General features: G+C 40.4%; 24 protein-coding genes. 18 read left to right on the forward strand and 6 right to left on the reverse strand.

What is annotated here, in order from left to right; all coding sequences use genetic code 11:
• Positions 1–816 precede the first annotated feature (816 nt).
• From L0657_RS05890 to L0657_RS05900, 3 genes are all read left to right on the forward strand, one after another.
• Positions 817–1,593 (forward strand): alpha/beta hydrolase, encoded by a 777-nt coding sequence (locus tag L0657_RS05890; protein WP_235149488.1) that lies wholly within the window; start codon positions 817–819, stop codon positions 1,591–1,593.
• Positions 1,594–1,745: 152 nt separating this feature from the next.
• Positions 1,746–3,476, forward strand: coding sequence for a sigma 54-interacting transcriptional regulator (locus L0657_RS05895; RefSeq protein WP_235149489.1), 1,731 nt, complete (start codon positions 1,746–1,748; stop codon positions 3,474–3,476).
• On the forward strand, positions 3,460–3,990 hold the full coding sequence (locus tag L0657_RS05900) for an HD domain-containing protein (RefSeq protein WP_235149490.1): 531 nt from the start codon (positions 3,460–3,462) through the stop codon (positions 3,988–3,990). Before L0657_RS05895 ends, L0657_RS05900 begins: the two co-directional genes overlap by 17 nt.
• Positions 3,991–4,090: 100 nt before the next feature.
• On the opposite strand, the gene L0657_RS05905 is transcribed toward L0657_RS05900, so the two are convergent.
• Entirely contained in the window at positions 4,091–4,477 is a 387-nt protein-coding gene (locus L0657_RS05905; RefSeq protein WP_235149491.1) for a response regulator, read from the reverse strand.
• Positions 4,478–4,714: 237 nt separating this feature from the next.
• Between L0657_RS05905 and L0657_RS05910 the strand changes: the two genes are divergently transcribed.
• A complete protein-coding gene (locus tag L0657_RS05910; RefSeq protein ID WP_235149492.1) occupies positions 4,715–5,656 on the forward strand; it encodes a proline iminopeptidase-family hydrolase in 942 nt (313 codons plus the stop codon).
• A 33-nt stretch (positions 5,657–5,689) separates the two neighbouring features.
• On the opposite strand, the gene L0657_RS05915 is transcribed toward L0657_RS05910, so the two are convergent.
• Both L0657_RS05915 and L0657_RS05920 read right to left on the reverse strand, forming a co-directional pair.
• Positions 5,690–7,372 (reverse strand): FtsX-like permease family protein, encoded by a 1,683-nt coding sequence (locus L0657_RS05915; RefSeq protein ID WP_235149493.1) that lies wholly within the window; start codon positions 7,370–7,372, stop codon positions 5,690–5,692.
• Positions 7,344–8,072, reverse strand: a complete 729-nt coding sequence (locus L0657_RS05920) for an ABC transporter permease (RefSeq protein WP_235149494.1) — start codon at positions 8,070–8,072, stop codon at positions 7,344–7,346. The genes L0657_RS05915 and L0657_RS05920 overlap by 29 nt, the downstream gene beginning before the upstream one ends.
• A 351-nt stretch (positions 8,073–8,423) precedes the next feature.
• On the opposite strand from L0657_RS05920, the gene L0657_RS05925 reads away from it, so the two are divergent.
• Both L0657_RS05925 and L0657_RS05930 read left to right on the forward strand, forming a co-directional pair.
• Entirely contained in the window at positions 8,424–8,978 is a 555-nt protein-coding gene (locus L0657_RS05925; RefSeq protein ID WP_235149495.1) for a TetR/AcrR family transcriptional regulator, read from the forward strand.
• 67 nt (positions 8,979–9,045) lie between these two features.
• Positions 9,046–9,969, forward strand: coding sequence for an NAD(P)/FAD-dependent oxidoreductase (locus L0657_RS05930; RefSeq protein WP_235149496.1), 924 nt, complete (start codon positions 9,046–9,048; stop codon positions 9,967–9,969).
• 104 nt (positions 9,970–10,073) lie between these two features.
• Here L0657_RS05930 and L0657_RS05935 read toward each other — a convergent pair whose 3' ends face one another.
• The 3 genes from L0657_RS05935 to L0657_RS05945 form a co-directional block, all read right to left on the reverse strand.
• On the reverse strand, positions 10,074–11,009 hold the full coding sequence (locus L0657_RS05935; protein WP_235149497.1) for a hypothetical protein: 936 nt from the start codon (positions 11,007–11,009) through the stop codon (positions 10,074–10,076).
• 71 nt (positions 11,010–11,080) lie between these two features.
• Positions 11,081–12,016, reverse strand: coding sequence for a sugar phosphate isomerase/epimerase (locus L0657_RS05940; RefSeq protein ID WP_235149498.1), 936 nt, complete (start codon positions 12,014–12,016; stop codon positions 11,081–11,083).
• A gap of 36 nt (positions 12,017–12,052) precedes the next feature.
• Positions 12,053–14,887, reverse strand: coding sequence for a PQQ-dependent sugar dehydrogenase (locus L0657_RS05945; RefSeq protein ID WP_235149499.1), 2,835 nt, complete (start codon positions 14,885–14,887; stop codon positions 12,053–12,055).
• Positions 14,888–15,243: 356 nt separating this feature from the next.
• Between L0657_RS05945 and L0657_RS05950 the strand changes: the two genes are divergently transcribed.
• The 12 genes from L0657_RS05950 (at position 15,244) to L0657_RS06005 (ending at position 25,529) form a co-directional block, all read left to right on the forward strand.
• The gene (locus L0657_RS05950) at positions 15,244–15,636 is read left to right on the forward strand and encodes a hypothetical protein (protein ID WP_235149500.1); all 393 of its coding nucleotides are present in this window, start codon (positions 15,244–15,246) and stop codon (positions 15,634–15,636) included.
• A 136-nt stretch (positions 15,637–15,772) separates the two neighbouring features.
• Positions 15,773–16,594 (forward strand): MbnP family protein, encoded by an 822-nt coding sequence (locus L0657_RS05955; RefSeq protein WP_235149501.1) that lies wholly within the window; start codon positions 15,773–15,775, stop codon positions 16,592–16,594.
• Positions 16,595–16,612: 18 nt separating this feature from the next.
• Complete coding sequence (locus tag L0657_RS05960; protein WP_235149502.1) at positions 16,613–17,752, forward strand: cytochrome-c peroxidase; 1,140 nt, start codon at positions 16,613–16,615, stop codon at positions 17,750–17,752.
• Between the two features lie 10 nt (positions 17,753–17,762).
• Positions 17,763–18,668, forward strand: coding sequence for a hypothetical protein (locus L0657_RS05965; protein ID WP_235149503.1), 906 nt, complete (start codon positions 17,763–17,765; stop codon positions 18,666–18,668).
• Between the two features lie 125 nt (positions 18,669–18,793).
• Positions 18,794–19,633, forward strand: coding sequence for an MbnP family protein (locus L0657_RS05970; protein WP_235149504.1), 840 nt, complete (start codon positions 18,794–18,796; stop codon positions 19,631–19,633).
• 6 nt (positions 19,634–19,639) lie between these two features.
• Complete coding sequence (locus L0657_RS05975; RefSeq protein ID WP_235149505.1) at positions 19,640–20,785, forward strand: cytochrome-c peroxidase; 1,146 nt, start codon at positions 19,640–19,642, stop codon at positions 20,783–20,785.
• Positions 20,786–20,833: 48 nt separating this feature from the next.
• Positions 20,834–21,172, forward strand: a complete 339-nt coding sequence (locus L0657_RS05980) for a hypothetical protein (RefSeq protein ID WP_310588261.1) — start codon at positions 20,834–20,836, stop codon at positions 21,170–21,172.
• A gap of 143 nt (positions 21,173–21,315) precedes the next feature.
• Positions 21,316–22,107: an MbnP family protein gene (locus tag L0657_RS05985; protein ID WP_235149507.1), complete on the forward strand. Its 792-nt coding sequence runs from the start codon at positions 21,316–21,318 to the stop codon at positions 22,105–22,107.
• A 5-nt stretch (positions 22,108–22,112) separates the two neighbouring features.
• On the forward strand, positions 22,113–23,171 hold the full coding sequence (locus tag L0657_RS05990) for a cytochrome-c peroxidase (protein ID WP_235149508.1): 1,059 nt from the start codon (positions 22,113–22,115) through the stop codon (positions 23,169–23,171).
• 56 nt (positions 23,172–23,227) lie between these two features.
• Positions 23,228–23,707 carry a hypothetical protein gene (locus L0657_RS05995; protein ID WP_235149509.1) on the forward strand — a complete coding sequence of 160 codons (480 nt, stop codon included), beginning with the start codon at positions 23,228–23,230 and terminating at the stop codon, positions 23,705–23,707.
• 8 nt (positions 23,708–23,715) lie between these two features.
• Positions 23,716–24,345: an SCO family protein gene (locus L0657_RS06000; protein ID WP_235149510.1), complete on the forward strand. Its 630-nt coding sequence runs from the start codon at positions 23,716–23,718 to the stop codon at positions 24,343–24,345.
• Positions 24,346–24,623: 278 nt separating this feature from the next.
• Entirely contained in the window at positions 24,624–25,529 is a 906-nt protein-coding gene (locus L0657_RS06005) for a PfkB family carbohydrate kinase (RefSeq protein WP_235149511.1), read from the forward strand.
• Positions 25,530–25,534: the final 5 nt, after the last annotated feature.

Here is a 25,534-nt window from a genome sequence, read left to right on the forward strand (position 1 = left end):
AATTTTCATCAAAATATATACAATTCTACCTACTTGTAGAATTCCTTACTTCAAGCTCTGCAAGTGATTTATTTGATGGCTGTAAACTTAGTAGTCGAAGGAAAATTAGGGTATAACTTGTTGATTTTAAGTTATTAAAATTCAATTAGTCTATCTGACTACAATTTATAATATGTAACCGATAGTGATAATAATTTAACTTCTCATTTAGTAGAGTAGTTTGCTCAAATATTTCTTGACATAATTTACCTGACTACGCATAATTTGGAAGTGAATTTTCAGAATTTAATTATTCCAAGATGTTGTGAAATGCCACAGGAGTATTGTCAACGTTCACTTTAATTATATTTTATAATTTCATTGCAACCACAACGCTAAATTTTATACGTTTCAAATATTACTTATTAATTAGTGAATCCCATAAACGGATGATGTCATTTCGATATTGGTTTCGATAATTGTTGAAATGTCAACAATAAAATTTAACTAATTTTATGATATATAGTTGATATACAGCACATTAAGGTGTGGTACGAATTTCGTAAGGAATATAAAGGATAATTTAAAACATAGGTATTAAGGGGTGGGGTGACCATTGTTAAAACAATTAATGTGACCCACGATTTTCGTTCAATAAATGGCATGTTCGAAATTCCCCAGATGAAAGCTTTGTCTATCCAGGCAGCGGCCAACCTGAAAAAATATCTAAAATAGACAGACTTTTCTGTTTCAAAATCAATTGATTTAAATGACTATAAATCCGGAATTAGTTGCTGAAATTTAGCTGGTTCCGGTTCAACCTTCAATAAATATATTATGAAAACGAAATCTATACTTTTTGTTACCGGAGCATTTGTCACCCATCATTGCTGGGACGAGTGGAAGGATTATTTTGAAAGCAAAGGATATAAAACGCTTGCACCGGCCTGGCCATTCAAGGATGCTGACGCGGAAACCTTGCGAAACCGACAACCGTATGATACCGACCTTGCCAGACTAACGTTATCGGAAGTAGTGGATCATTATGCGGAAATCGCACGTAGTATGCCAGAAAAGCCAATCATTATCGGACATTCGCTCGGCGGGCTGATGACGCAGATACTGGTAAGCAGGGATCTGGCAGCTGTGGCTGTGGCAATACATCCGGTGCCACCATTGGGCGTTTTTCCTTATGAATTTTCGTTTTTGAAAGCAGGCTGGAAATCTCTTGGTTTATTTACGTCAACCGACAAAACATATATGATGTCTTTCAAAGACTGGCAATATGCTTTTGTAAACGAAATGCCACTTGAAGAACAACAATTTGCGTATGAGAAATTTACTGCACCTGAGTCGAAAACTGTTGCAAGGGGCGGCTTAACAAGCGCTGCGAAAGTTGATTTTAAGAAAAAACATGTTCCGTTGCTGATCACCTCCGGCAGTCTGGATAATATTATTCCCGCACATTTGAATTTTCGGAATTTCAAGGCTTATAAAAGTAATGGCTCGGTACTGGAATATAAGGAATTTCTAGGACGAAATCATCACGTGCTTGCGCAGCCTGGATGGGAGGGGGATGCGGATTATATTTTGAATTGGATTGCCAAATATTGAAATAAGGCATTTAGGAAAACAAGTTTATTTGCATGGAAATGATCCAACGTATATCAATATCCGATTTTGTTCAGTACTTATTCATTTATGGGTTAATTTTCTTATCTTGAATTGATAATCAATTCCTTATTGATTTTAGATCAAGAGAATTTATGAATAATTCGGAAGGGCAAGAAGCTGATCCAAACTTTCTGTATCAAAATGCCGGTGGTAAAAAGGCAGATACAGAAATAGCGTTCTTGTCGTCTGTCAGTCACGCTGAAATAAGGTGGCGAGATGAAGAAAATGAGCTTCTACTGTCGGTGAATCATGCAATCGCGTCGATTCGTGATAAGCGTGATTTTGTACAAATGATCCAGCGGGAATTGAAATCGTATCTCCTTTTTTCAGATATCGCAATTTCTATTTTTAATTTAGAAACGGGCACGTACCGGGTGTTCTTAGAATATTGCGAAAAAACAATTTTGCATCCCGATTTTAACGAAATCGCTTTTGATGAATATCCAATTGCCGATGGCTTGCATAATCAAATCCTGGACTCGAACGCGCCGGTCGCTTTTTATATAGAAGAAATCCGTGATCCGGAGATGATTCATATAGAGTTCCTGTACCAGGCCGGAATCAAAAGAGTTGTAGGTATGAGAATGGAGCAAAATAACCAGATTATTGGAGCGATAGTTTTCCTATCCGAAAATCACTCGCCTTTTTCACAGCGGCAAAAAAACTTCATTCAGCGGCTTTCTTACCACATGACAACTGCGGTTTCAAATATCCGGGGCAATGAGAAAATTGAACAGCAGTTGGCCGAAATTAAAAAGTATAAGGAACTGCTGGAAGAGGAAAAATTATATTTACAGGAAGAAGTGGCTACTGGATATTCTTACCATGACATAGTGGGAGAGGGTGCGGAAATGAGAAAAGTTTTTCAGCTCCTTACGCAGGTTTCTTTCGCAAACAGTACTGTTCTTTTGCTCGGAGAAACTGGTACAGGGAAGGAGTTGATTGCAAGGGCAATTCACAGCGCATCGTCTAGGAAAGATAAGCTGATGGTTAAGGTGAATTGTGCTGCTTTGCCGGCCAGTCTCATTGAAAGTGAGCTTTTTGGACATGAGCGGGGAAGCTTTACAGGCGCGACGGAGCGAAGGCTGGGAAAATTCGAACTGGCGAACAAAGGCACATTATTTCTGGATGAAATCGGAGAAATGCCGCTCGATCTTCAGGTCAGGTTATTGCGTGCTTTACAGGAAAAAGAAATAGAAAGGGTAGGTGGCAGTACGACCATTCGGGTGGATGTGCGGGTAATAGCTGCTACCAATCGTGATCTTCAAAAAGAGGTATCCGAAGGACGGTTCCGCCATGATCTGTTTTACCGGCTCAATGTTTTCCCAATAACCCTACCTCCACTGCGAAAACATAAGGAGGATATTCCATCTCTGGCGGTGCATTTTTTGCATAAATATGCCAGGAACAATGGGAAGAAAATCAGCAATATATCAAATAAGGTAATGAAGGAGTTACTTGCTTACAATTGGCCTGGCAATGTCAGAGAGTTAGAACATTTAATGGAGCGTAGTGTATTAATGACAACTGGTGACACGATCAGGGAAATGTATCTACCGAAGATAGGAAACGTGCAGACAATTATTGTTGATGGAATAAACCTGAAAACGCATGAACAAAATGAGCGGGATCACATTATTGAAGTGTTAAACAGCTGCAATGGGAAAATTTACGGTGCCGGCGGTGCGGCCGAAATTTTGAACATCAAAGTGGGAACCCTCAATTCTAAAATAAAAAAACTCGGTATCAAAAAAGGGCAAATTGTTTTTGTTGCTTCTGAGTTAAATAATAATCAAACCGAAGGCGATGACCTATTCAATTAAAATTATCGATGACTTACTTGAACCATTCAGGATGGTGATTGGGGCAGATTTTAACAGATATAGAAATCATGTTTACCGCGTTTATCTGAACTGTCTGCTTATTGACAACGCTGAAATCAATCAGGGGAAATATGCTATCGCAGCCGTTTTTCATGATATCGGAATTTGGACAGACCACACGATAGATTATCTTAATCCGTCAATTGTGCAAGCCGGAATTTATTTAAAGAAGATAAAACGAGTAGAGTTGTTGGAAGAGATTTCCTTGATGATATACTGGCATCACAAAATCAGCGGTTATGAGGGAAAGAATCAACGTGTGGTTGAAAATTTCAGGAAAGCCGATTGGATTGATGTTTCTCTTGGCATTTTAACTTTCGGATTTGATAAAAAGATAATTTCGCAAAACCGAAAGAATTTACCTAATCTTGGGTTCCATTTTTTTCTTTTGAAGAAAACAACGAAGAACTTTTTCAAACATCCGCTGAATCCCCTTCCAATGTTCACAAAATAAACTATTTGATTTGACGAGAATATTTAATTCTTCGCAATAGTGATCTTTTTTAACCCTGGAATTTAAGCACCAACCGCACGGAGTATATCAACAGGCTGAGCTAGGACAAACCGAGATAAGATTTTAACAGACTTTTAAAATCTTCAAAATTGTCAGGCTTGGTAATAAATGCAGCCGCACCCAAATTTTTCGCTTCCTCGGCAACACTTCTGCTGGATGACGTTGAAAAAACAATAACCGGAATATCTCTTAAAAATTCATCTTTTTTAATTGTAGTCAGAAATTCCTGTCCGCTGATTATCGGCATATTGAGGTCCAGAAAAATGAGGTCGGGAATAAGAGTTTTTGATGATAATTTAGCCAGAGCCTCACTTGCTTTATCGAATGCAAGACATTCAACCGATGAAGTTACTGACTGTAATGCTGCCTGAAATATTTCCAGATCATCCTCGTCGTCATCGATCAGTAAGATATTTTGATACAACATACGAATTAGAAAATGTTTATAGCTCTAATTTACAGTAAAGAAATTGTAAATCAAGGGTAGTATTATGGAAGTATTAATCTGACTTTCGAGACTTTGAAAATGTGAGTGTTTATTCGGATATTTAGATTAAACTGAGACAACAGGATTGATAAGATATTTATCCTATCAAAAATATTATGTCTTTAATGGAGCCGGAATTGAGGAAAGAATATATTCATATTTTGTAAAAATAACTCGATGAAATTTTTCAGTGTTTTATTAATGGCAGCTCTTATGCTCACCGGGAGCAGTAGCAGAAGACTAATTCCCGGCGAAGGTTTTGTTCAGGTTAAGGGCGGGCGTATATGGTACAAAATCGTGGGATCCGGAAAGGGTGTTCCACTTTTGCTGATCCATGGCGGGCCGGGCAGTAGAAGCTGCGACGGTATTCCGACATATTCGACATTAGGTAACGACAGGCCCATTATTTTCTATGATCAGCTTGGATCAGGGCATTCCGACAGGCCGACGGACACAACGCTTTGGCAGCTTCCAAGATTTGTGGATGAAATTACGGCATTGAGAAAGGAACTTGATTTAAAAGACATTAATGTCCTTGGAAGTTCATGGGGAGGTTCAGTGGCTGTTGAATATATGCTTTCTCAGAAACCAGAAGGAGTAAAATCGGTAATATTTGCCGGCCCGTTAATCAGTACCTCGCGCTGGATGCGTGACGCGAAAGTGCTGTTATCACAGCTGTCTCAACCTGTTCAGGATACCATTGAAAAATATGAAAGCCTGAAACTATATGATCATAAATCCTATATCGCAGCCACGGACTCTTTCAATATTCAATATCTAAGCAGAAAACCAGGTGAGCGAGTTCGCGTAGCAGACTGCGATAAGTCGGCGAAATCCAACAAGGAAGTTTATCGTTATATGTGGGGCCCGACAGAATTCAATGCGACTGGAACGCTCAAATCTTTTGAAAGAGCCGAGCGTTTGCATGAAATTAAGGAGCCAGTTCTTTTCATAGCAGGCCGCTTTGATGAAGGGCGGCCTGAAACGATGTATGAATTTCAAAAGGAAATTCCCGGATCAAAGGTTGTGATCATAGAAAACTCAGGCCACAACAAAGTGCGGGACAATCCTGAGGCATATCTTAAAGCGATCAGGCAATTTCTGAATCAGGTCAAATAATAATCGCCGGATATTGAACGGAATTCAATAGCGTCAGTCCGTTTTCAGACTTTTCACGGGATTTCTCAGTGCCGCTTTTATACTTTGAAAACTGATCGTAGCGAAGGCAACAATTACCGAAATACTTGCTGACGCTGGAAAAATCCACCATTGGATATCGGTTTGATAAGCGAATTTTTGCAGCCACATTTTCATTGCATACCAGGCTATCGGAGAAGCAAAAACGAAAGAGAGCAATACAAGTTTCAGGAAATCTTTTGACAAAAGTCTGACTATATTTCCTGTCGAAGCTCCTAAAACTTTGCGGACGCCGATTTCTCTGGTTCGCTGCGTTGTGCTGTAAGACGCCAGGCCCAACAAACCAAGACAGGAAATAAAAATTGCCAGTAACGCAAAGTTGAAAAATAACTTCTCAAAACGATCTTCGCGCCGATATTGACGATCAAAAAACTCATCAAGAAAATAGTAGTTGAAAGGTTGGTCGGGTAAGTATGACTTCCATATTTTCTCGATTGATGCAACCGTGTTCTGAATATTATTTGCATTCACCTTCACTGAAAGAAATGGAGTTTCAGAGGGGTCAATACGTATCGTCAGCGGTTTGATCGTCTCATGCAATGAAGCAAAATGGAAATCTTTTGCGATACCAATGATCGTTCCTTCTCGTCCCCACTGTTTAAATTTTTTACCAACAGCTTCCGATGGATTTTGGTAGCCAAAAAGCTTCGCAGCCTTCTCGTTAATAATCATTGCGCTTGTTGAATCTGTGGCTTGATCTTTTGAAAAACTTCTTCCCGCAACCATTTTAAGTTTATATTGAGGGAAGTATTCAAAATCAACCATATACAATCCTAAATGCGCCACCTGAAAAGCGCCGCTCTTATTTTCTATTTCGGAATAAGCTCCATCGTACCCGTCTCCCGGAATGCTGGAAGATGCCGCGATCGATTCAACGCCTGATAATCCTAAAACCGATTCCCGGAAGGCTGCGCTGTTTTGATTTACGTCTGTCCGGATTACCAGCAGCTGATCTTTACTAAAACCAAGATCACGCGTTCGTAAAAATTTCATTTGGGTATACACCACGAGTGTAGCGATAATCAAAATAATTGATATTGAAAATTGAACGGTCACAAGTCTTTTTCTCAAAAGAATTCCTTTAAAACTGTTCGTGAAACGGCCTTTAAGAACATGAACGGGATCAAAGGACGATAGGACAAACGCCGGATAAATTCCTGCGCCTGCACCAATAGCAATGGCAGCAAAAAACAAAAAGATCAAAAATGATGTATTTTTAAAAATACCATCGCTGATCGATTTTCCTGCCAGATTATTAAACGCGGGAATCAGGATTGATGCAAATATGACGGCAAGAAAGAAAGCGGCCACACTTATAAGTATCGATTCAGAAATGAACTGTCTTGCCAGTAAATTTTTGCTTGCTCCGAATGACTTCCGGATACCCACTTCTTTCGCTCTTTCGGCGGAACGGGCAGTTGAAAGATTGACAAAGTTGATACAAGCGATCAGCATGATAAAAACTGCGATGGCCGAAAAAATATAATTGTTTGAGGCGCTGCCCTTTTCATGGTCGCCACGTGTGGAATTAAGGTAAATTTCAAGCAGCGGTTCAAGCGTTAGTATATACCTGACTTTTGCTTCACGAAACATTTTTCCAGCGTGGGTTTCAAGAAAAGGAGCGAATTTTTTTTTCAAGTGATTTCGCAGAAGTGCCTGGTTTCAGCAATAAATAGGTAATGGCACCAAAGTCACTCCATCCCTGGTCCAGGTCTTTGTTCAATTTTTGTGTAAAAGTTGACATGGAGATGAACATATCTCCCTTGATATGGGAATTGGCCGGAATATCTTTCATGACGCCGGTAACTTTCGCACTCAAATTGTCGCGAGATAAAGTCAGAATCTGCCCGATCGGGTCCTTTTCTCCAAAATATTTCTTCGCTGTTTTTTCAGTTAACACAATACTTAGCTGTTCCTTCAGTGCGGTTGCTGGGTTTCCCTGGATAAGTTTAAAATCAAAAACATTAAACAAACTGGAATCTGCGAAGAAAGCCTTCTCGTCTTTAAACAGCAGGTTACCTTTCCGGATATGAAGATTGGCAGCATTTATTCTTGTAAAAGCCTCAACTTCGGGGAAATCATCTTTCAGAGATGGCGCCGCGGACCAGGTACTTACATCTACTTTTAAAGTTTCGGAGGGAGTTTTTATGTCAGTCACTAGTCTGAAAATCCGATCAGCTTTGTTATGAAAAGTATCATAACTCAACTCGAAAGAAACATAAAGTGCGATGAGAAAACATGCGCACATGCCCACGGCCAGGCCTAAAATATTGATCAGAGAGAATATCTTATGCTTCGAAAGATTTCGAAAGGCAATTTTTAAGTGATTTTTTATCATGGCGAACGCTGTAAAATGTTTCTACTAAGTTTGAAGGACTATTCTTATCCAGTTTTAAAAGCATATTACCTCGTCCATATAACTGCGATATGAAGAATATTTGTCTGATTATCAGCTGGCTTAAAAAATAGCGGATCCCTGCCGGTTGCCTGTTCTGGATTGATAGTAGAAATTAAGTTACTTTCAAAAAGCCATGATAGTAGATGATCTTTATTTGAGCCATTTCCCCCGTTTCTAAAATCGACTTTAAACTCAGGAAGCGGCAGAAACTTTAATAAAATTAAATTAAAATGTTTGTATCTGTCACATATTTGAGAAATATGTCATATGTTTGCGTTGAAATTTATTAAAATGAAAGACACGAAGCAGAAAATCATTGACGCCGCAATTACGATTTTTAATGAGGATTTTTCGGCGCCGTTGGAAATTGTGGCAGATGGTGCGGAGGTTACCAGACGAACGCTGCATCGTTATTTCTCAGACAGGCAAGATCTTGTAAAGGCTTGCCAAAGTGTAATGCAGGAAAGTTGCAGAAAAGCGATGGAAGCGGTATATGCTAATTTTGAGAACCCATTGGAGCGGTTTGAAAATATGCTTTATGCAGCGATTGATTGTGGTGTGAAATTTTCTTTTCTTCATCGCTTGCATAATAACGAGCATCATAGTCATTCGCAACATAACAAGGATTGTAAGGACTACGACCGGACTTTCAACAAATTTAAAAGCACTTTGGACGAACTGAAAAATGCAAAGTTGTTAGATGAGTCTTTGACTATGGAGTGGATTGAGATGCTGATGACGGGAATTGTTACAGCAGCAATCAATTCGGAAAAGGCTGGAAGTGTGGCAAAAATTAATATTAAAAAATTTGCCTGGCATTCGCTTAGCAAGGGTATTCTAGCCTAAAATTTTTTGAATGGCTATGTCTCAGAAATGAGAAAAATATACATAAATTAAGACAAAATAATTTGATATGGGAAATAATAATTTTGATGTAATCATTGTCGGCGGAAGTTTTGCCGGTCTGTCGGCAGCTATGGCTTTGGGACGAGCCATTCGTAAAGTCTTAATAATTGATGCTGGGAAACCGTGCAATGCCCAAACACCGCATTCTCATAATTTTTTAACGCAGGATGGAAAGACTCCGGCTGAGATTTCCGCTTTGGTAAAAGATCAGGTTCTGGCTTATCCGACAGTTAGTTTAGAAAACGACTTAGTAACTGAGATATCAGGAGAAAACAACAATTTTAAGGTTCAGACTGCGCGTGGAATTCTATATTCTGCCAGAAAAATTCTTTTGGCCACCGGTGTGAAAGACATCATGCCATCCATTCCCGGATTTGCAGAATCCTGGGGAATATCAGTCATTCATTGTCCATATTGTCACGGGTATGAATACCGTAACCAAAACACCGGCATACTGCTTAACCATGAAATGGCTTTTGAATTTGTCAAGCTGATTGATAACTGGACGCAAAAACTGACGCTTTTCACAAACGGGGTTCCAATTTTTGATAAAGCGATTTTTCAAAAAATGAAAAATCTTGATTTTAAGATCGTTGAAACAGAAATACGCGAACTTGTTCACGATTCAGGATTTTTGAAAAGGGTAGTATTCTCCGATGGCAGCTATCAGGAGTTAGATGCGTTATATGCTAAAATTCCTTTCACCCAGCATACCGATATTCCAATCAAACTGGATTGCGCTTTCGACGATATGGGATACGTCAAGGTGGATGAATTCAAAAGGACATCAGTGAACGGGGTCTATGCCGCAGGAGATATTACGTGGGCATTTCGCTCAGTGGCTTCGGCGACTGCGGCAGGAACGATGGCCGGAGCTTCTATCAACAAGGACCTTATTGAAGAGAAATTTCAATATATTCTGGGAGTGTAATTCTATGCTGAGGAAAAGTCAAAATTACATTTAGCATCATAGGATTTATTAGTCTATTTCTCTGAGACAAAGAACAGGAAGATATCATTTTGTTATTATCAATGCTACGAAATTTCAGTTCTAACCTTTTTGACAAAGCTTACATCAACGCCTACCATTGCTGCAATTTTTTCATCATCAAAGGTTGTTTCGGAAAGAAGTGACTTCGTGAAATCGAGGCTCTTTAAATATATTCCCTGTTGCAAACCCTCTTCTTTCCCCTCAGCCTTTCCTTCTTTTTTCGCTCTCTCTAAAACAAATTCCCTGATTCCCATAGTATTTTTGTTTTCAGTTAATTCTTCAATCACTTGCTCAAATTTAACTTTATAATCCTTGTTTTCAAAACGAACATAAAGTTGTAAAAATAACAACAGCCCGTCAATTTTTTTCTTTGGAATATTGCGCGTGTACAAGTTTCTGAGAAGTCTGAATTTCAGGTTAAATAATTGCTCGTCGTTCAATCTTTTACTTTTCAAACCGAGAAGAACTGTTAATATTGCGATCGAAAAAGGGTTGTCGTCATCTTCAAGCTGCTTTTCGTCCTGGTCAAGCACTTTGCAGGTATTGAATTTAAAAGAATTCACTGTGCCCATAAAGTTGGTTTCATAACTATTAATATGATAGGATTTATTCGCGTCTGTAAATACTGCTATCGCAGTAATCGGAACGCGATAACGATCCAGAATACGATAATAGTAAGTAAACATCCGGAGCGAAAAATCTTTGTCTTTTTGTCCTTGTACTTCGATATGGGCTAAAATCCATTTGGTTTCTCCCTTCTTCGTCAGGACTTTAACCAGCTTGTCAACGTGTTTCGGTGCTATACTTTCCTCAGTTGAAAACAGATCGGAAAGTTCTTTATCCAGATAAGTGAATCCTTTCTTTATATCAAAAACCTCATCGGCATTGGGAAAGAAAAATCTCAGAAAGTCGTCGAAAATATTTTCGAGTAATCCTTTCCATAAAGCGTCGTCAGTACGTCTGATGTGTAATTTTGTCATAATAAAAAAGAGAAGCCAGCTTTTACAGTTGGCTTCTCTAAGACGTAACAATTTAGTTTAGGTTTCAATAGTTAACCAATAACTTTTGTCAGATTAGTATAACAGGTCTGAATCGTATCAAAGGATGGAGCCAGGTCATATTCGACAAAGAAATATTTCATTCCTGAAATTTTCGCAGCATCAAATATTCGTTTAAATTCTACGACTCCATTTCCAACTTCTGTGATCGTCTGAAGATCTTTTTTGATATCTTTCACATGCCATAACGGGAAACGGCCCGGATGTTCTTTGAACAATGCAACAGGATCCTTTCCGGCTTTGGTTGCCCATGCAAGGTCCAGCTCCATTTTTACGAGGTCTTTATCTGTCTGTGAAAGAACCAGTTCATATGCCGTTTTCCCTCCCTCTACTGGATCAAATTCTGTTGCATGATTATGATACGCAAACTCTATTCCAGCTTTTTTAGCGGCCTCTCCCGTTTTTTGGAACATTTCGATTGAATTTTTCACTTCATCCATTGTTCCGACCGGCGTACTGGCACAAACCAGAAAACTTAGCTGAGCTTCTGCCGCATCATCCACCAACTGCTGATAATTGTCTCGAAGATTCATCATCACAGGAATTGTGATAGGTTTTCCATCTGAACCAACTGGCATTTTTCGCCCCGGAGGCATTTTAAACGGCGCTCCAAGTGCATGATGTGCACGCCATTTCAAGCCAAGATCTTCCGCCAGTTTTTTGAATTCCTTTGGCTTATACCCATAATATCCCCCTCGTGTGCTGAATGCAGTTTCTATTTCCTTATATCCGATGGAAGCAATTTTTTCAAGTGTAGCTTTCGGGTCATTGTTCATTTTCTCGAAAACCGTGAACAATTGAATGCCAACGGGTTTTTCAGCTGCAAATAACTCAGCTATTCCCGATGCTTCTGATAAATATGGTAAGGCAAGACTTCCTGCCGCTAACGCGCCCGCTTTTTTTAGAAAACCTCTTCTGTTATCGTACATAAAAAAAGAAAATTAGTAGGTTAAAATCTTTTTAGACTATTGCTGAAATTTAATCTTGGAAAAAGACATTAAAGGCTGAATTGCCTTTGCTTCATCGTTTTTAAACACAATATATATGTCATGTTTTCCAGTGGTATCTTTCAATTTGATCTTTACCGGCGGCCGTGCAAATGGATTGCGTCGCTTGGCAGGTTCGCCTGGTTTCGCATTTTTCTTTTCACTTTCCATTTCAGCCATTACTTTGGCAATATCTACTTCCGGCGCTATTTCAACCTTTTCTGTTCCGACTACCGGCCCTGTTGGCGAGTCCAGTCTTACCTCGACAGTTCCTCCGACGCTTCCTTCTCTTCTTTGCGCCGACGCATCAAGTTCAAGTTGATCAATACCCGAAAGATCGATGTTCTCCAATGCCAGATAACTGTCATTGAACGTTACCATACTAAAACCTAAACCTGCAACACCCAGTGCTTTTAATTCCGTGCCTTTGGTAATAGGTGCCTCAGCTGCAAATACTTCCGGATTTCTCAAGACTATCATTTCCTCGGAGGTTTGTGCCGGAATTGTTTTTGCGCCGCCCACGGCCCGATCGGTAAAAGCAGCGCGAATAATCACAGAGCCTTTTCCATTATCACCCTTTGGAATTTCTGGTTTATAATCACCTTTAATAGGTAGCGTGCTTAGCGTTTTGTCAGTACTGTTCAAAATATATTTGACGATTACTTCCGCATCGGCAACCGGTAGGGCAGGGTGTGCTGCCATTGCAACTTCTCCCCATACACCCGAACCGCCTTCCAAAACTTTTTTGACAAGTTTTTCAAGCGCACCCGACTGACCTTTGTATTTATTAGAAACATCAGCGAAAGATGGCCCAACAGATTTTGTATTTGGCTGATGACAAACTTTACAGTCACTTTTGCTCATCAAAACCTGGGCAACTGCAAACTGCGTGGATGCGTCCACACTGCGCTGACTTTGAATAACTTCTGCATAATCGAAACCCTCTGACGTATAGTCAATACTGACAGCGACCTGGTCTGGTTTAATTTTTCCGTCTGATAAACTTCCATCTTCTTTGTCGCTCACATTTACTGCATAGGCAATAGGTTTATCAGCGAAGAAAAAGGTCTTATTCCCAGCAAGATCCACTGAAACTTGTGGCGGCTCGTTGCCTGCCACGATTTTCAATGATTGCGTATTGCTTGCTCCTTTTGCATCCGTTACCGTCAAACTGGCTGTATAAACACCCGACTTGGCAAACGAAACTGTTGGACTGGCTGTTGCAAAAGTCTGTGGTGCAACACCAGCTCCTGTGATTTTCCAACTGTATTTTAATGCATCTCCATCAAAATCTTTTGTTCCTTCAGAAGATAATTTCGCTGAAAATGGAACCGTTCCGCCTTTTTTATCCGTCGAAACCTGAACAATTGGCTTGCGGTTGCCACCGTTATATTCAATTCTTACCAAACGGGAATTATCACTTTTTCTGAACCAGTTGCTGCCATATTCCAGAATATACAAATCGCCGTCCGGGCCAAATTTAATGTCTATAGGCTGTACCGGATGGTAACCCGGAAGAACGCGTTCCATGGAATCATAATCTCCGTTTTCCTTCATGGATATCGCCATGATCCAGCCGCGTGAAAAGTCTGCCGCGATCCATTTATTTTCATAGTACGCAGGCCAAGGACGTTTCGGATTTACAAAATCTGATTTGTGATATACCGGTCCACCCGTTGCACTTCTTGAACCAGAGCCAACCAATGGGAATTTTTCAGAAACACCATAAGGATAATAAATAAAGTTTGGAGCCGTTGAAGGAAGTTCTTTTAATCCGGTATTGTTCGGTGAAGAATTGATCAGATTGTTCGGATCTTTTTTCTCCAAAGGTTTATTCGCTGCATAATCATAAACCGGAAAAGCCTGGTTATCGGCAACAAACCATGGCCAGCCGAAATTACCCGGTTTTCGCGCCTGATTTAATTCGTCATAACCTCTCGGTCCGATATCCGAATCTTCATTTGCATCAGGCCCCACCTCACCCCAGTATACATAACCGGTTTTGCTGTCAACAGCAATTCTCCAGGCGTTTCTGTGACCCATAGAATAAATTTCAGGACGGGTTTTTGCAGTTCCTTTTGGAAAAAGATTTGCTTCGGGAATTGTATACGTGCCGTCTGGCTCAGGATGAATTTTTAGAATTTTCCCTCTCAGATCGTTTGTATTTCCCGCGTGTCCCTGATCATCCCAACTGCTTCTTCCCTCACGCTCATCCGTCTGCGCAGCTTTCTGATTGCCGGTATTGTTACCAACGGTCAGATAAAGATTCCCAGACTTGTCCCAGGTCATACCGCCACCCGTATGGCAGCAAACTTCGCGTTGGGTTTCAACTTCTAAAACCGTCTTTTTCGAACTCTCAACCAACTGGTCTTCTTTGATTTCCCACCGTGTAAGAATGTGTTTTTTCTCTGTCGGGTGTGCGTAATAGAGATAGATCCAGTGATTTTTTTCATAATTTGGGTCCATCGTAAATCCCATCAAACCTTCCTCAGCTTCTTTAACCACACCATCTGCGCCCGTATACTTCGTATTGACGGGAATCATAGCAATCAGATCTGTTGATTTGGTTGCTGCATTATACTTTTTCAGCGCACCTTTTCTTTCAATAATGTAAGCAGATCCATCTTTTAATACTTCAAAAACCATGGGTTCATCCAGATTTTCGGCAACCACAACGGGTGTAAATCGACTTTCATCTGGTTTTGGCGGACTGTCTTGGACAGTGAAAGAAGCCAGGAATGCGAGCCCGGCGACTTTTAAACTTAATTTTGTAAAACGAAGAATTCGGGGATACATCGCGGATAGATTAATCATATAGTAAGGTTAAAAATAACACTCATGAAATATACTAATATTTTAAGAAATTTTAGTTAAAAGTAAAGAGGTGTCTGATGCTTGATCCGGCACTCTTCTTTCTATGTATTAATATTAAATTCAAAATATATTGATAGCCAGCAACTTATTGGGGATAAAAATCTGCACGGTATTATCGTGCCTTTTTCAACAGTAGAGAAATGTATCCTTGGTTTTGTGTTAAAAAGAATCAGATCCTGTGCACTTCGTCTTGCATAAAAATGGAAATAACTTTATCTTAAAAAATATCATGACAAATTCTTGGCTATATTTGCAGCCTCTGAATAGACGTACGAGCGAAACTATTTTTATAGAAATTGAAAAGCACTAAAAAACAATGGATAGCAATGAGTTTGCTGACGCTGATGCTTGTAAAAGCATGGGTACTTCCGTTGTTATATCTGGACTTTGAAATTCGCCGAGATTATATTGTTGCCAATTTATGCGTGAACCGTGATAAGCCAATGATGCATTGCAATGGTAAATGTTACCTTGCCAAACGTATCGCCGATGCCAAAGAAAAAGATGCCAGACAAGCTGAAAATGATTATTTGTCACATCTTATTTATCAGGTAATGGACAGCAGGGAAGTGTTATTTTCAGCAGCTCCTGTGACATTTGAAACCAGTACATCCATTCACTATCAGTACAATTCTCCATTTTCAGCGCGTAATCCGATTGCCGATATTTTTCATCCGCCGCTGGTTTAACTGATTTATTTTAGAGGTATTTACAAAATTGTGTTTGCTCAAAGGGCAGATTGTCAGCACTTTTTGGTTCATTCTGAACTGAGAGCTCAACCATTGTATTTACTGCTTTTCAAATTTTCAGTTTAAACCTTATGTTATGAAAGTTGAATTTTCATTCATCTATATATTCCTGTTTACAGCATTTCTCCTTTCTTCTTGCAGTTCTGATGAGGCTGAACCGGAAACGAATTCCGAGGGGAAAGGGGACATCGTTTTTTATTTTGACAATACCGTTGGTAACGAGCTTCTTGCGCTCAACAATACTACATATAAAAATTCAAGTGGAGAAAGTTTTCGGGTTACTGGTCTGAGCTACTATGTTTCCAATTTTAAACTTCAGAAGAAAGCTGGTGGCGAATACGTTATTCCACAGGATTCCAGCTATTTTTTGATTATCGCCTCAGACAAAAACTCGTATGAGGTGCGGTTGGAGAATATTCCGGTCGGTGATTATTCCGGGGTATCATTTTTATTGGGCGTGGATAGTGCCAGGACGGTTTCTGCTTCAGGGAATCGCAAAGGTGTTTTAGATATCGCTGCAGGTCAGCCAGGCGCTGCTATGTATACGAATGCTAATGACGGATATACATTTCTGAAATTTGAAGGTACCTCTGCATCCGCACCCAGTGGCAAGTTCGAATATCAGATTAAAGGTTTTGGAGGCGCAGCCACAAAAACCGCAAATAATATTAAAACAATAAATATTCCATTTACGGGTACGGTGGCCAGTGTAACAACGTCAAAATCGCCGCAGGCACATCTTCTGATAAATATTTTGAAAATATTTGACGGGAATACAAAGGTAAGCATTGCAGGTTTGCCGCAAGCTACGACGCCGGCATTGACTGTACCGTTAGCCAATAACCTAATGACGATGTTCACATTGGATCATATTCATCCGACTTCCAGTGCTCATTGATTATAACTGTCAAAATCTGTGAAATCAATTAGAAAATTAATACTTCAAAAAGTTTTGGTAATGCCTGCTTTGGTATTATTGACAGGTGCGGCGTGGCTTACGGTGCTGGTTGGTGCTTGTAAATCGGAGGATAGTGTCGAGCCCGAAGATAATGCTCCAACGCTATTGGTATGGAAAAAGCCTGCTAATTTTCCGGATCCGGTTTATGACCTATCAAAAAATCCATTAACCGTTGAGGGCGTTGAACTTGGGAAATTTTTGTTTTATGATGGAATGCTTTCCCGGACCAATGTTATTGGCTGTGGAACCTGTCACCAGCAACAATCAGCGTTCACACATCATGGTCACGAATTGAGCCACGGTGTTGATGATCAGCTCGGTAAGCGAAATACGCCTTCGATTCAGAACATGGCCTGGAACCCACTTTTCTTTTGGGACGGCGGCGTTCGTGATATGGATTTTGTTCCTTTCAACCCGATTGAAAATCCTGTTGAAATGGGAGAAACAGTAAATCATGTTTTAGAAAAACTAAGGTTAACACCGGATAAATCAGCCAAAATTCCAGTCGATTATCCAAATATGTTCAAAGCCGCGTTTGGCACGCCTGAGATTACGACTGAACGCATGATGAAAGCCCTTTCCCAGTTTATGACTACGCTGGTTTCTGCAGAGTCGAGGTATGACAAATTCGCGATGGGCGACGTAACGGCACTTTCTGTGGAGGAGAAGGAAGGATTAATACTTTTTCGGAAAAATTGCAGCTCCTGCCACGAGGGCGAATTGTTTACCAATTTCAGTTTTCGAAACAACGGCTTGGCGCCTTTGAAAAACGAAGATCTGGGACGGTTTGATGTTACCCGCAGAGAATCAGACCGAAATACCTTTAAGGTTCCGAGTCTGCGAAATGTGAGTTTTACTGCGCCTTATATGCACGACGGCCGCTACAAAACGCTGGGTGAAGTACTTGAACACTATACCGACAAGGTGACGAATTTGCCAACGCTGGACTCTGCATTTATTCAGAAAAGTGGAAAAACAGGTCTAAACCTGACAGATATCGAAAAGGAAAGTATCATTGCGTTTTTGAGAACGCTTAGCGACGATAATTTTATAAAAAATAATGCTTTTTCCGATCCGGGAATTGGTAACGCCTTTTAACATATTAACAATGAAAACATTTCGATTTTTTCTTTTAACACTTTTATTGCCAGCCGCTTCACAAGCCTGTGATATCTGCGGTTGTGCAAATAGTGGATCGTATTTTGGTCTTATGCCGCAGTCGAATAAATCGGTGATCGGGATTCGGTATAATTACCTCAGTTTCACAACCCATCCAAATAGCCAGGTTTTGAGAACTGAGGAGAAATTTAATGTCACGGAACTTTACGCAAGGTTTTTCCCAATTAAGCGGGTACAGGTTATGGCTTTTTTGCCATATCGAATGGATCAGCAGGTTACAACTTCTGGTACCAAAAAACAAAATGGACTGGGTGATATGACGCTTCTGGCAAATTACAATATTCTGAACACGCTTATGGATACCGAAAGCAGCTCAAAATTCAGCCATACTTTGCTTGTTGGTGGCGGTATAAAGCTGCCAACCGGACGATTCAAGTATGATGAAAATGATGTCTTACAGGTTGCAAATGCCAATTTTCAGCCTGGCACAGGAAGTACAGATTTCATCGTTAACGCATTTTATACTGTAAATCTTAATCAATGGGGTTTGGGTGTAAATGTTTCCAGAAAATTTAATACCACCAATTCCCAAGACTACAAGTTTGGTAACCAGCTTTTTGGAACGATGGATCTTTACCGTTCTTTCAAAGTTGGAAAAATAACCCTGACGCCAACCTTCGGATTATATGCTGAGCAGTCGGGCAGAGGCAGGAAAAATGAGCTTCTTTTAGATGAAACCGGAGGAAAACAATTGAACGGAACGGTTGGTGTGCATTTGTTTTCAAACCGCTGGACATTGGGTGTCAACGGTCAAAAACCGATAAGCCAGAGAAGCAACTCAGGACATGTGGTTGCCAAGGAGAGAGTGTTGGTGCAGTTAGGATTTCTTTTCTGATTTGACTAAAATTAATGTGTCCGATTCTGCTGTTTTATATAATGAATCGATCTGTTGAGCCGTTTTTGAATATAACCGGCTGATCAATCAAAATAAAATCCAGGTATTGATTTCGTGAAAAAAATATGAAAAAATTAATTTATTTATCCTCGATGCTCTTCATCGGCGCATGTCTTATCGTTGCATGTCAGTACTCAGGTCCAGAAGTTGGTCCTCCATTGATTATTCCCGAAGGCCGTATGGTTCTTAAGTTTGACAATATTGCCGGGAACGAAGATCTCGTGTTAGATAATAAAACCTATTCAAACAGCTTTGGAGAAGACTTGACGATATCAAAATTTAATTATTTCGTTTCAAATTTTAAACTCCTGGAAGAAGGCGGAGATAGCTACACAATACCACAGGATTCAAGCTATTTTAGGATTGTCGAAGCAGATCCTAAAACTCAAACGGTTATCTTGAATGGAATTCCACAGGGAAAATATACTGGAATTGAATATATCATCGGCGTTGACAGTTTGCGAAGTGTTTCAGGTATCGAAAAAAGGGGAGGGGCATTGGATCCTTCGGGCGATATGGCAGGTGACGGCATGTATTGGGCGTGGACGTCGGGTTATATTTTTGTAAAACTTGAAGGAACTTCATCAAAATCCAGCTCCTCAAACGGCAAGTTTTACTATCATATAGGGTTCTATGGAGGGTTTGATAGTGAGAATAAAACTGTCAATAACATCAAAAACGTAAAGATAAATTTTGCAGGAGAAAAGGCGGTTGTGACCGGTGACAGTGTTCCTGAGGTACGTTTAACAGCTGATGTACTGAAAGTTTTCAATGGTCCGGATCCGGTAAGCGTGGAAAAAAATCCAGGTATCATGTTTGATTTTACACTGTCATCCGGTGTGGCGAATAATTATAAATCTATGTTTGGTTTTGGGGAAATAAAGCAGAACAGTCTGGCTAAATAGGAATATATGGATCATGGATTTTTTAAGGTTTTGAAAAGGACAGGCTTGCTTCCGGGCATGCTGATTTTGCTGATGCAAGTCGGTATTTCCTGTTCCTCTGGCTCCGGAGGAAACACGGAAGACCCAGGTCCCGATCCTGAACCGACAAATTCTACTTCATTGCGGTGGGTGAAACCTGCACATTTCCCTGATCCTGTATATGATCTGACAAAAAATCCGCTAACCGTTGAAGGTGTTCTGCTTGGTAAATTTTTGTTTTATGACGGAATTCTGTCGCGCACAAATGTCATTGGCTGCGGTACCTGTCACCAGCAATCATCCGCATTTACGCACCATGGACATGAACTGAGCCACGGCGTGGATGACCAGCTCGGGACACGTAATGCTCCTTCCGTTCAGAATATGGCCTGGAATACTTCTTTTTTCTGGGATGGAAATGTCCACGTTCTCGACTCGGTGCCGCTGAATCCAATTCAGAATAAAGTTGAGATGGATGAAACCATGGATAATATCCTGGCCAAACTCAGAGCGACGCCGAATACGAGTACCAAGGTGCAGGTCGATTATCCAAAATTGTTCAAAGCTGCTTATGGAACAAATGAAATTACCTCTGCACGGGTTAGAAAAGCATTGTCACAGTTTATGATGACGATGGTTTCTGCCAACTCAAAATATGATTATTTCGTTCTCGGAGATGCGGCTGCGTTGACAACAGAGGAGAAAACCGGTATGACACTTTTTAAACAAAAGTGTTCGTCGTGCCATGCTGGAGAGCTTTTTACTGATGTCAGTTATCGCAATAATGGGTTACCGCCGATCAAAATTGATGACCAGGGGAGATACGCCGTTACTAAAAATGAATCTGACCGTTATAAATTCAAGGTGCCAAGTTTGAGAAATATTGCGCTGACAGCGCCGTATATGCATGACGGAAGATTTGCCACACTGGAACAGGTACTTAATCATTACAGCGACAACATGCAGTCATCCGCGACACTCGATGATATTTTCAAATCTCCAACAGGGAAAACAGGTATCAGTTTGACCTCTGCTGAGAAGCAAAGTATCATTCTTTTTTTAAGGACTTTGAGCGACGATCAATTCGTGCGAAGTGCAGAATTAGCCGACCCAGGTGTCGGAAATGCTTTTTAAATTATTCTAATGCGTTCGTTTTTAGCATATATCTTACTGTTTTCAGTCATGCTGCCCACGATTAGTCCGTGGGGGACGATCGCGTATTTTCATTTAAACAGGGAGTATATCGCAAAGGTGCTTTGTGAAAATCGCCAGCGCCCGGAGTTGAAATGTAATGGTCAATGTTATCTGGCAAAAAAACTGAAACAACAGGAAGACAATAAGGACAAGGAAACCACAAATCGTGTTCAAAATCTTCCGGTTTTGCAGCTCTTTACGCAAGCTGTTGTCTCATTTAAATTCAGTACCGACAACTATTATTTTTTAGATAATCCTTTGTTTTTCTATCAATTAGCAGTTTATATTTCTCCCGATTCCCGTTTATTAAGACCGCCACAAGTTTAAATAATTGATCACAAATTTAGTGTTTTAGTACATCTTTTCCTGTCAGGGCTACTGTGCTGGAGACGATGTGACCGGACATTTTTTGTCCGTATTCAACTTATTTTTTCAATTATTTCACAAAGCGTTTTAATAAACAATTTACTATGAAACGAATTCTCATTTTCGCTTTTGCAACATTCCTTTTCTCTTCTTGCGATGATAATGATGATACAACAGATGTACAACCTGTTGAAAATGCAAAAACAACCATCACTTTCGACGCACGTGTGGGCAACGCAGATTTTGCTTTGAACAAAGATTTTACAATCGGGAGCAGAACATATAATTTTTCAAAGTTGCGTTACTGGGTTAGCAACGTGACACTTATTGATGCCAAAGGCACTGAATATCTGATCCCGGATTCGTACTATTTGATGGAGGAAGTGGGGGATCTGAATCTTTCAGGTACAATTTCCGACAGCCTGACTTATCCCGCGCGCAAAAGAGAGTCGATTGATGTAGAGGATATTCCGGCGGGAGAATATAAGAGCATCAAATTCTCGATTGGAATAGATGCCAAACACAATGATAATCTGAGTTTGCAGGCAGGCGAGTTGTCCATTGCCAATGGGATGAGCAACATTGCCTGGATGTGGCATACGAGCTATATTTTTTCGTCGGTTGCGGGATCTGTAAAAGAAGGCACGACAAGCGCAAGTTTTCTTGCTGAAACGGGATTGAATGCAAATTATAAGACGGTTTCAATTGATTTTGCCGCACCTGTTAATTTTTCCACGGCGAAAGGCCTTGTCTTAAATCTGGATATCACAAAGGTTATCGACGGAATTGATCTGATCAAAACGCCAAAAGTAAATGCCGCGCAAGCTGCGGTGATGTCCGCTTTGGCTACGAATTATGGAACGAAAGCATTGACTTTTGGCAGTCTTTCTAACTAAGAAGAGTGAAATTTTTGAAAAAAAATCTCTTATATACTGTCGGATTGAGTCTCGTTTTAACTGCTTGCGGTAAAGAAGAGTCAGTTGATCCGGAGCCGCTGAACTTTCAGTTCGTGGTTCCGGACAACTTTCCACAGCCCGTCTGGGACACAGAAAATCCCATGACCAGAAATGGTATCGAGTTGGGTAGAATGCTTTTCTATGATGTGCGGTTGTCAGGAAACAATAAAATTTCCTGTGCGAGTTGTCATGATCAGAAGCTGGCGTTCAGTGACGGTAAAGCGCTGAGCAGCAACGGTGTTTCGGGTACTGTACTTCATCGTCACACACCTGCATTGATCAACCTTGCCTGGGCAAATAATGGTCTTTTCTGGGATGGAGGCTCAACAAACCTGGAATCGCAGGCATTTGGACCACTGACAGCGGCAGATGAAATGCAACAGGATTTGTTCGAACTTGTCGACGAACTTAACAACGTGCCTGAATATGTAAAACAGTTTGACCTGGTTTTTGAGGATAAAATCAGCTCTCAGAATATAGTGAAAGCGCTGGCACAATTTCAAAGAACACTGGTATCCTCAAATTCCAGGTACGACAAGTTCAGGAGAAATGAGCCGGGAGGAGATTTGTCGCCGACAGAATTGCACGGATTGGAGCTGGTACGGCAAAAATGTCAAAGCTGTCATGCGGGCGAATTATTTACGGATAATAGTTTTCATAACAACGGAATCGATGCTGATTTCGATAATGATCAATATGAGGGACTTTTTCAGGGAAGGTTCAGGGTTAGTTATAATCCGGCTGATCTGGGAAGTTTCAAAACACCCACACTTCGTAACGTCGCGCTCACGGCACCGTATATGCACGACGGAAGATTTACAAATCTTGAAGATGTGATTGATCATTATTCTCAAAAGATATTGGTTTCACCAACGCTGGATAAACAGATACCAAACAATGGATTTCAGTTTAGTGTCGTGGAAAAGGAAGCGATAATGGCATTTTTAAAAACACTCACAGATGAGGAATTTGTAACAAACAGTGAATTTAGCTCGCCGCGATGATGGTTTTAACTCAACAAATACACAAACATAAAATCAATTATTCAATTATATAGGTTATGAAAAAGTACATTTTAACAGCTCTGACGATCACCTTTTTATATGGTTGTAACAGTGCGAACGATAAGAAAAATGAACATCAAGAGCATACGCATCACGATTCTGACATTCCGGTAAGCGACCAAACTCAGGAAATGCTTGCCATTCACGATAGCATCATGCCGCACATGGATAAGCTGATGGATTACAAAAAGCAGATCAGTGTGGACATGAAAAAAACAGACAGTCTGATGGCGATAAAATCCAGTGACGCTTTAAAAGCGAGAAAAGAAGAAGCTCAAAAACTGCATGCCGAACTTGACAGCGCGGATAAGGCGATGATGGGATGGATGCACGGGCTCAAATTGGACACATTGAAATTGCTTGATAAAACGCAGGCCGAAGCTTACGTGGCGGATCAGAAAACGAAGATCGAAAATGTAAAAGTCCTTATGACAAAAAGTTTGAAGGACGCCAGCGACTTTATTGACAATAACTAAAAAGTGATATGAAAGCAAATTTGATTCTGCTTATTATTATCACGATAGTAATAGCGACAAGTTGTGAAACTAAAAAGTTGCCGTATCTGGGTGAGCCTGATGTTGTAAAAAAAGTGGTTGACGGGAAAGAGACAGAGGAAACAATTTACCCGGTAATTCCTGATTTTTCTTTCACCAATCAGGACGGGCAAACGGTTACCCAATCGGACTTCGCAAATCAGGTATATGTGGCGGACTTCTTTTTTGTAACCTGTCCGACCATTTGTCCGATCATGAAAAAGAATATGCTAACGGTTTATAAAGAATTTAAAGATAACCCGGACGTTAAAATTCTTTCCCATACAATTGATCCTGAACATGATACACCTGATGTTTTAAAAAAATACGCTACGGATCTGGGTGTTACCGGATCGATGTGGCAGTTTGTAACCGGCGACCGGGAGAAAATTTATGACATCGGACAGAAACATTATATGGTCAGTGCGATGGAAGATTCCAGTCAGGCGGGCGGTTATATTCATAGCGGGGCCTTTGTTTTAATTGATAAAGACCGGCATATCCGAGGGATGTATGACGGGACAACCGAAGAGGGTACAAAAAAGTTAAAGGAAGATTTGAAAATACTCTTGAAAGAATAAATGAAAAGTGGCTGAGTGAAACATCAGCCATTTTTTTTGTTTTCTGATTGATACAATAAATACAAAAACTATATAACTAATTATTTTTATGATTTGCCCAGCGATTTGAACATTTTCAAGAACTATAATAAAGGCGGTATTGTTGGCTAATGATGACGCGGAGAGAAAACCGTAACATAAAAATAACAGTAAGGAAACATTCATGGCCGGTTTTGCCTGATACAAGTTCTTTTAAGCTGTTGTAAACCATTTTGTTCACACCGATTATTTCTACAAAGATGTACGATATTTGTACGATAGGGCATATAACGCTGGATAAAGTAGTAACGACCAAGTCTGTTAAACACATGCCGGGCGGTACTTCGTTTTATTTTTCAAAGGCGATTCAACAATTCGATATTAATTATGTGTTGGTGACTGCGTTGGCGCAAAGTGAGATGAATGTCGTTGAAGGGCTTCGCAGCAATGGTATTAGTGTCCATACGTTACCGAGCGAGCATTCGGTATATTTTGAAAATATTTATAGTGAAAACCAGGATTACCGCGAACAGAATGTTTTGCAGAAAGCAGCTCCTTTTGGTATTTCAGTAATGCCGGCCGTGGATGCAAAAATATTTCATTTAGGTCCTCTATTATCCGACGATATTTCTGTCGATCTTATCCGTTTTCTCTCATTAAAAGGTTTGGTTTCTCTTGACGTTCAGGGACTTTTGCGTTCCGTTGTAAATAAAAAAGTAATTTATCACGACTGGGCGGATAAGAAGGAAGCATTACCTTACGTCTCGATTTTGAAGGCAAACGAGCATGAGATGGAAGTGGTGACGGGCTGGTCAGATGTGCAGCAGGGTGCGCGTTACCTGGCAGATCTTGGTGTTCAGGAGGTAATTATTACATTGGGAAGCAAAGGCTCATTAATTTTCAAAGATGGAATTTTCCATGAAATTCCTGCCTACAAGCCGTCCGCAGTTATTGATGCGACGGGCTGTGGAGATACTTATATGGCAGGTTATCTTACCAAAAAAGTACAGGGAGGTAACATTCAGGAATCCGGCGAATATGGAGCCGCGATGGCAACACTGAAAATCGGATCGTCGGGGCCATTCTCCGGCGACGCAGCAACTGTTGAGGAAATTCTTAAAAATGGCGTTGCAGATAAATATAATGTATTGCAGGTTGGCTTGTAATGTTC

This window comes from Dyadobacter sp. CY345, from assembly GCF_021502725.1.
GTDB lineage: Bacteria > Bacteroidota > Bacteroidia > Cytophagales > Spirosomataceae > Dyadobacter.

Bases quoted from the DNA above. Each gene is read 5' to 3' on its own strand.
- L0657_RS05945 (WP_235149499.1), bottom strand. From the start codon at position 14,887: ATGATTAATCTATCCGCGATGTATCCCCGAATTCTTCGTTTTACAAAA.
- L0657_RS05935 (WP_235149497.1), bottom strand. From the start codon at position 11,009: ATGACAAAATTACACATCAGACGTACTGACGACGCTTTATGGAAAGGA.
- L0657_RS06005 (WP_235149511.1), top strand. From the start codon at position 24,624: ATGTACGATATTTGTACGATAGGGCATATAACGCTGGATAAAGTAGTA.
- L0657_RS05920 (WP_235149494.1), bottom strand. From the start codon at position 8,072: ATGATAAAAAATCACTTAAAAATTGCCTTTCGAAATCTTTCGAAGCAT.
- L0657_RS05940 (WP_235149498.1), bottom strand. From the start codon at position 12,016: ATGTACGATAACAGAAGAGGTTTTCTAAAAAAAGCGGGCGCGTTAGCG.
- L0657_RS05970 (WP_235149504.1), top strand. From the start codon at position 18,794: ATGAAAAAATTAATTTATTTATCCTCGATGCTCTTCATCGGCGCATGT.
- L0657_RS05955 (WP_235149501.1), top strand. From the start codon at position 15,773: ATGAAAGTTGAATTTTCATTCATCTATATATTCCTGTTTACAGCATTT.
- L0657_RS05995 (WP_235149509.1), top strand. From the start codon at position 23,228: ATGAAAAAGTACATTTTAACAGCTCTGACGATCACCTTTTTATATGGT.
- L0657_RS05975 (WP_235149505.1), top strand. From the start codon at position 19,640: ATGGATCATGGATTTTTTAAGGTTTTGAAAAGGACAGGCTTGCTTCCG.
- L0657_RS05930 (WP_235149496.1), top strand. From the start codon at position 9,046: ATGGGAAATAATAATTTTGATGTAATCATTGTCGGCGGAAGTTTTGCC.
- L0657_RS05895 (WP_235149489.1), top strand. From the start codon at position 1,746: ATGAATAATTCGGAAGGGCAAGAAGCTGATCCAAACTTTCTGTATCAA.
- L0657_RS06000 (WP_235149510.1), top strand. From the start codon at position 23,716: ATGAAAGCAAATTTGATTCTGCTTATTATTATCACGATAGTAATAGCG.
- L0657_RS05985 (WP_235149507.1), top strand. From the start codon at position 21,316: ATGAAACGAATTCTCATTTTCGCTTTTGCAACATTCCTTTTCTCTTCT.
- L0657_RS05925 (WP_235149495.1), top strand. From the start codon at position 8,424: ATGAAAGACACGAAGCAGAAAATCATTGACGCCGCAATTACGATTTTT.
- L0657_RS05890 (WP_235149488.1), top strand. From the start codon at position 817: ATGAAAACGAAATCTATACTTTTTGTTACCGGAGCATTTGTCACCCAT.
- L0657_RS05910 (WP_235149492.1), top strand. From the start codon at position 4,715: ATGAAATTTTTCAGTGTTTTATTAATGGCAGCTCTTATGCTCACCGGG.
- L0657_RS05980 (WP_310588261.1), top strand. From the start codon at position 20,834: ATGCTGCCCACGATTAGTCCGTGGGGGACGATCGCGTATTTTCATTTA.
- L0657_RS05905 (WP_235149491.1), bottom strand. From the start codon at position 4,477: ATGTTGTATCAAAATATCTTACTGATCGATGACGACGAGGATGATCTG.
- L0657_RS05900 (WP_235149490.1), top strand. From the start codon at position 3,460: ATGACCTATTCAATTAAAATTATCGATGACTTACTTGAACCATTCAGG.
- L0657_RS05965 (WP_235149503.1), top strand. From the start codon at position 17,763: ATGAAAACATTTCGATTTTTTCTTTTAACACTTTTATTGCCAGCCGCT.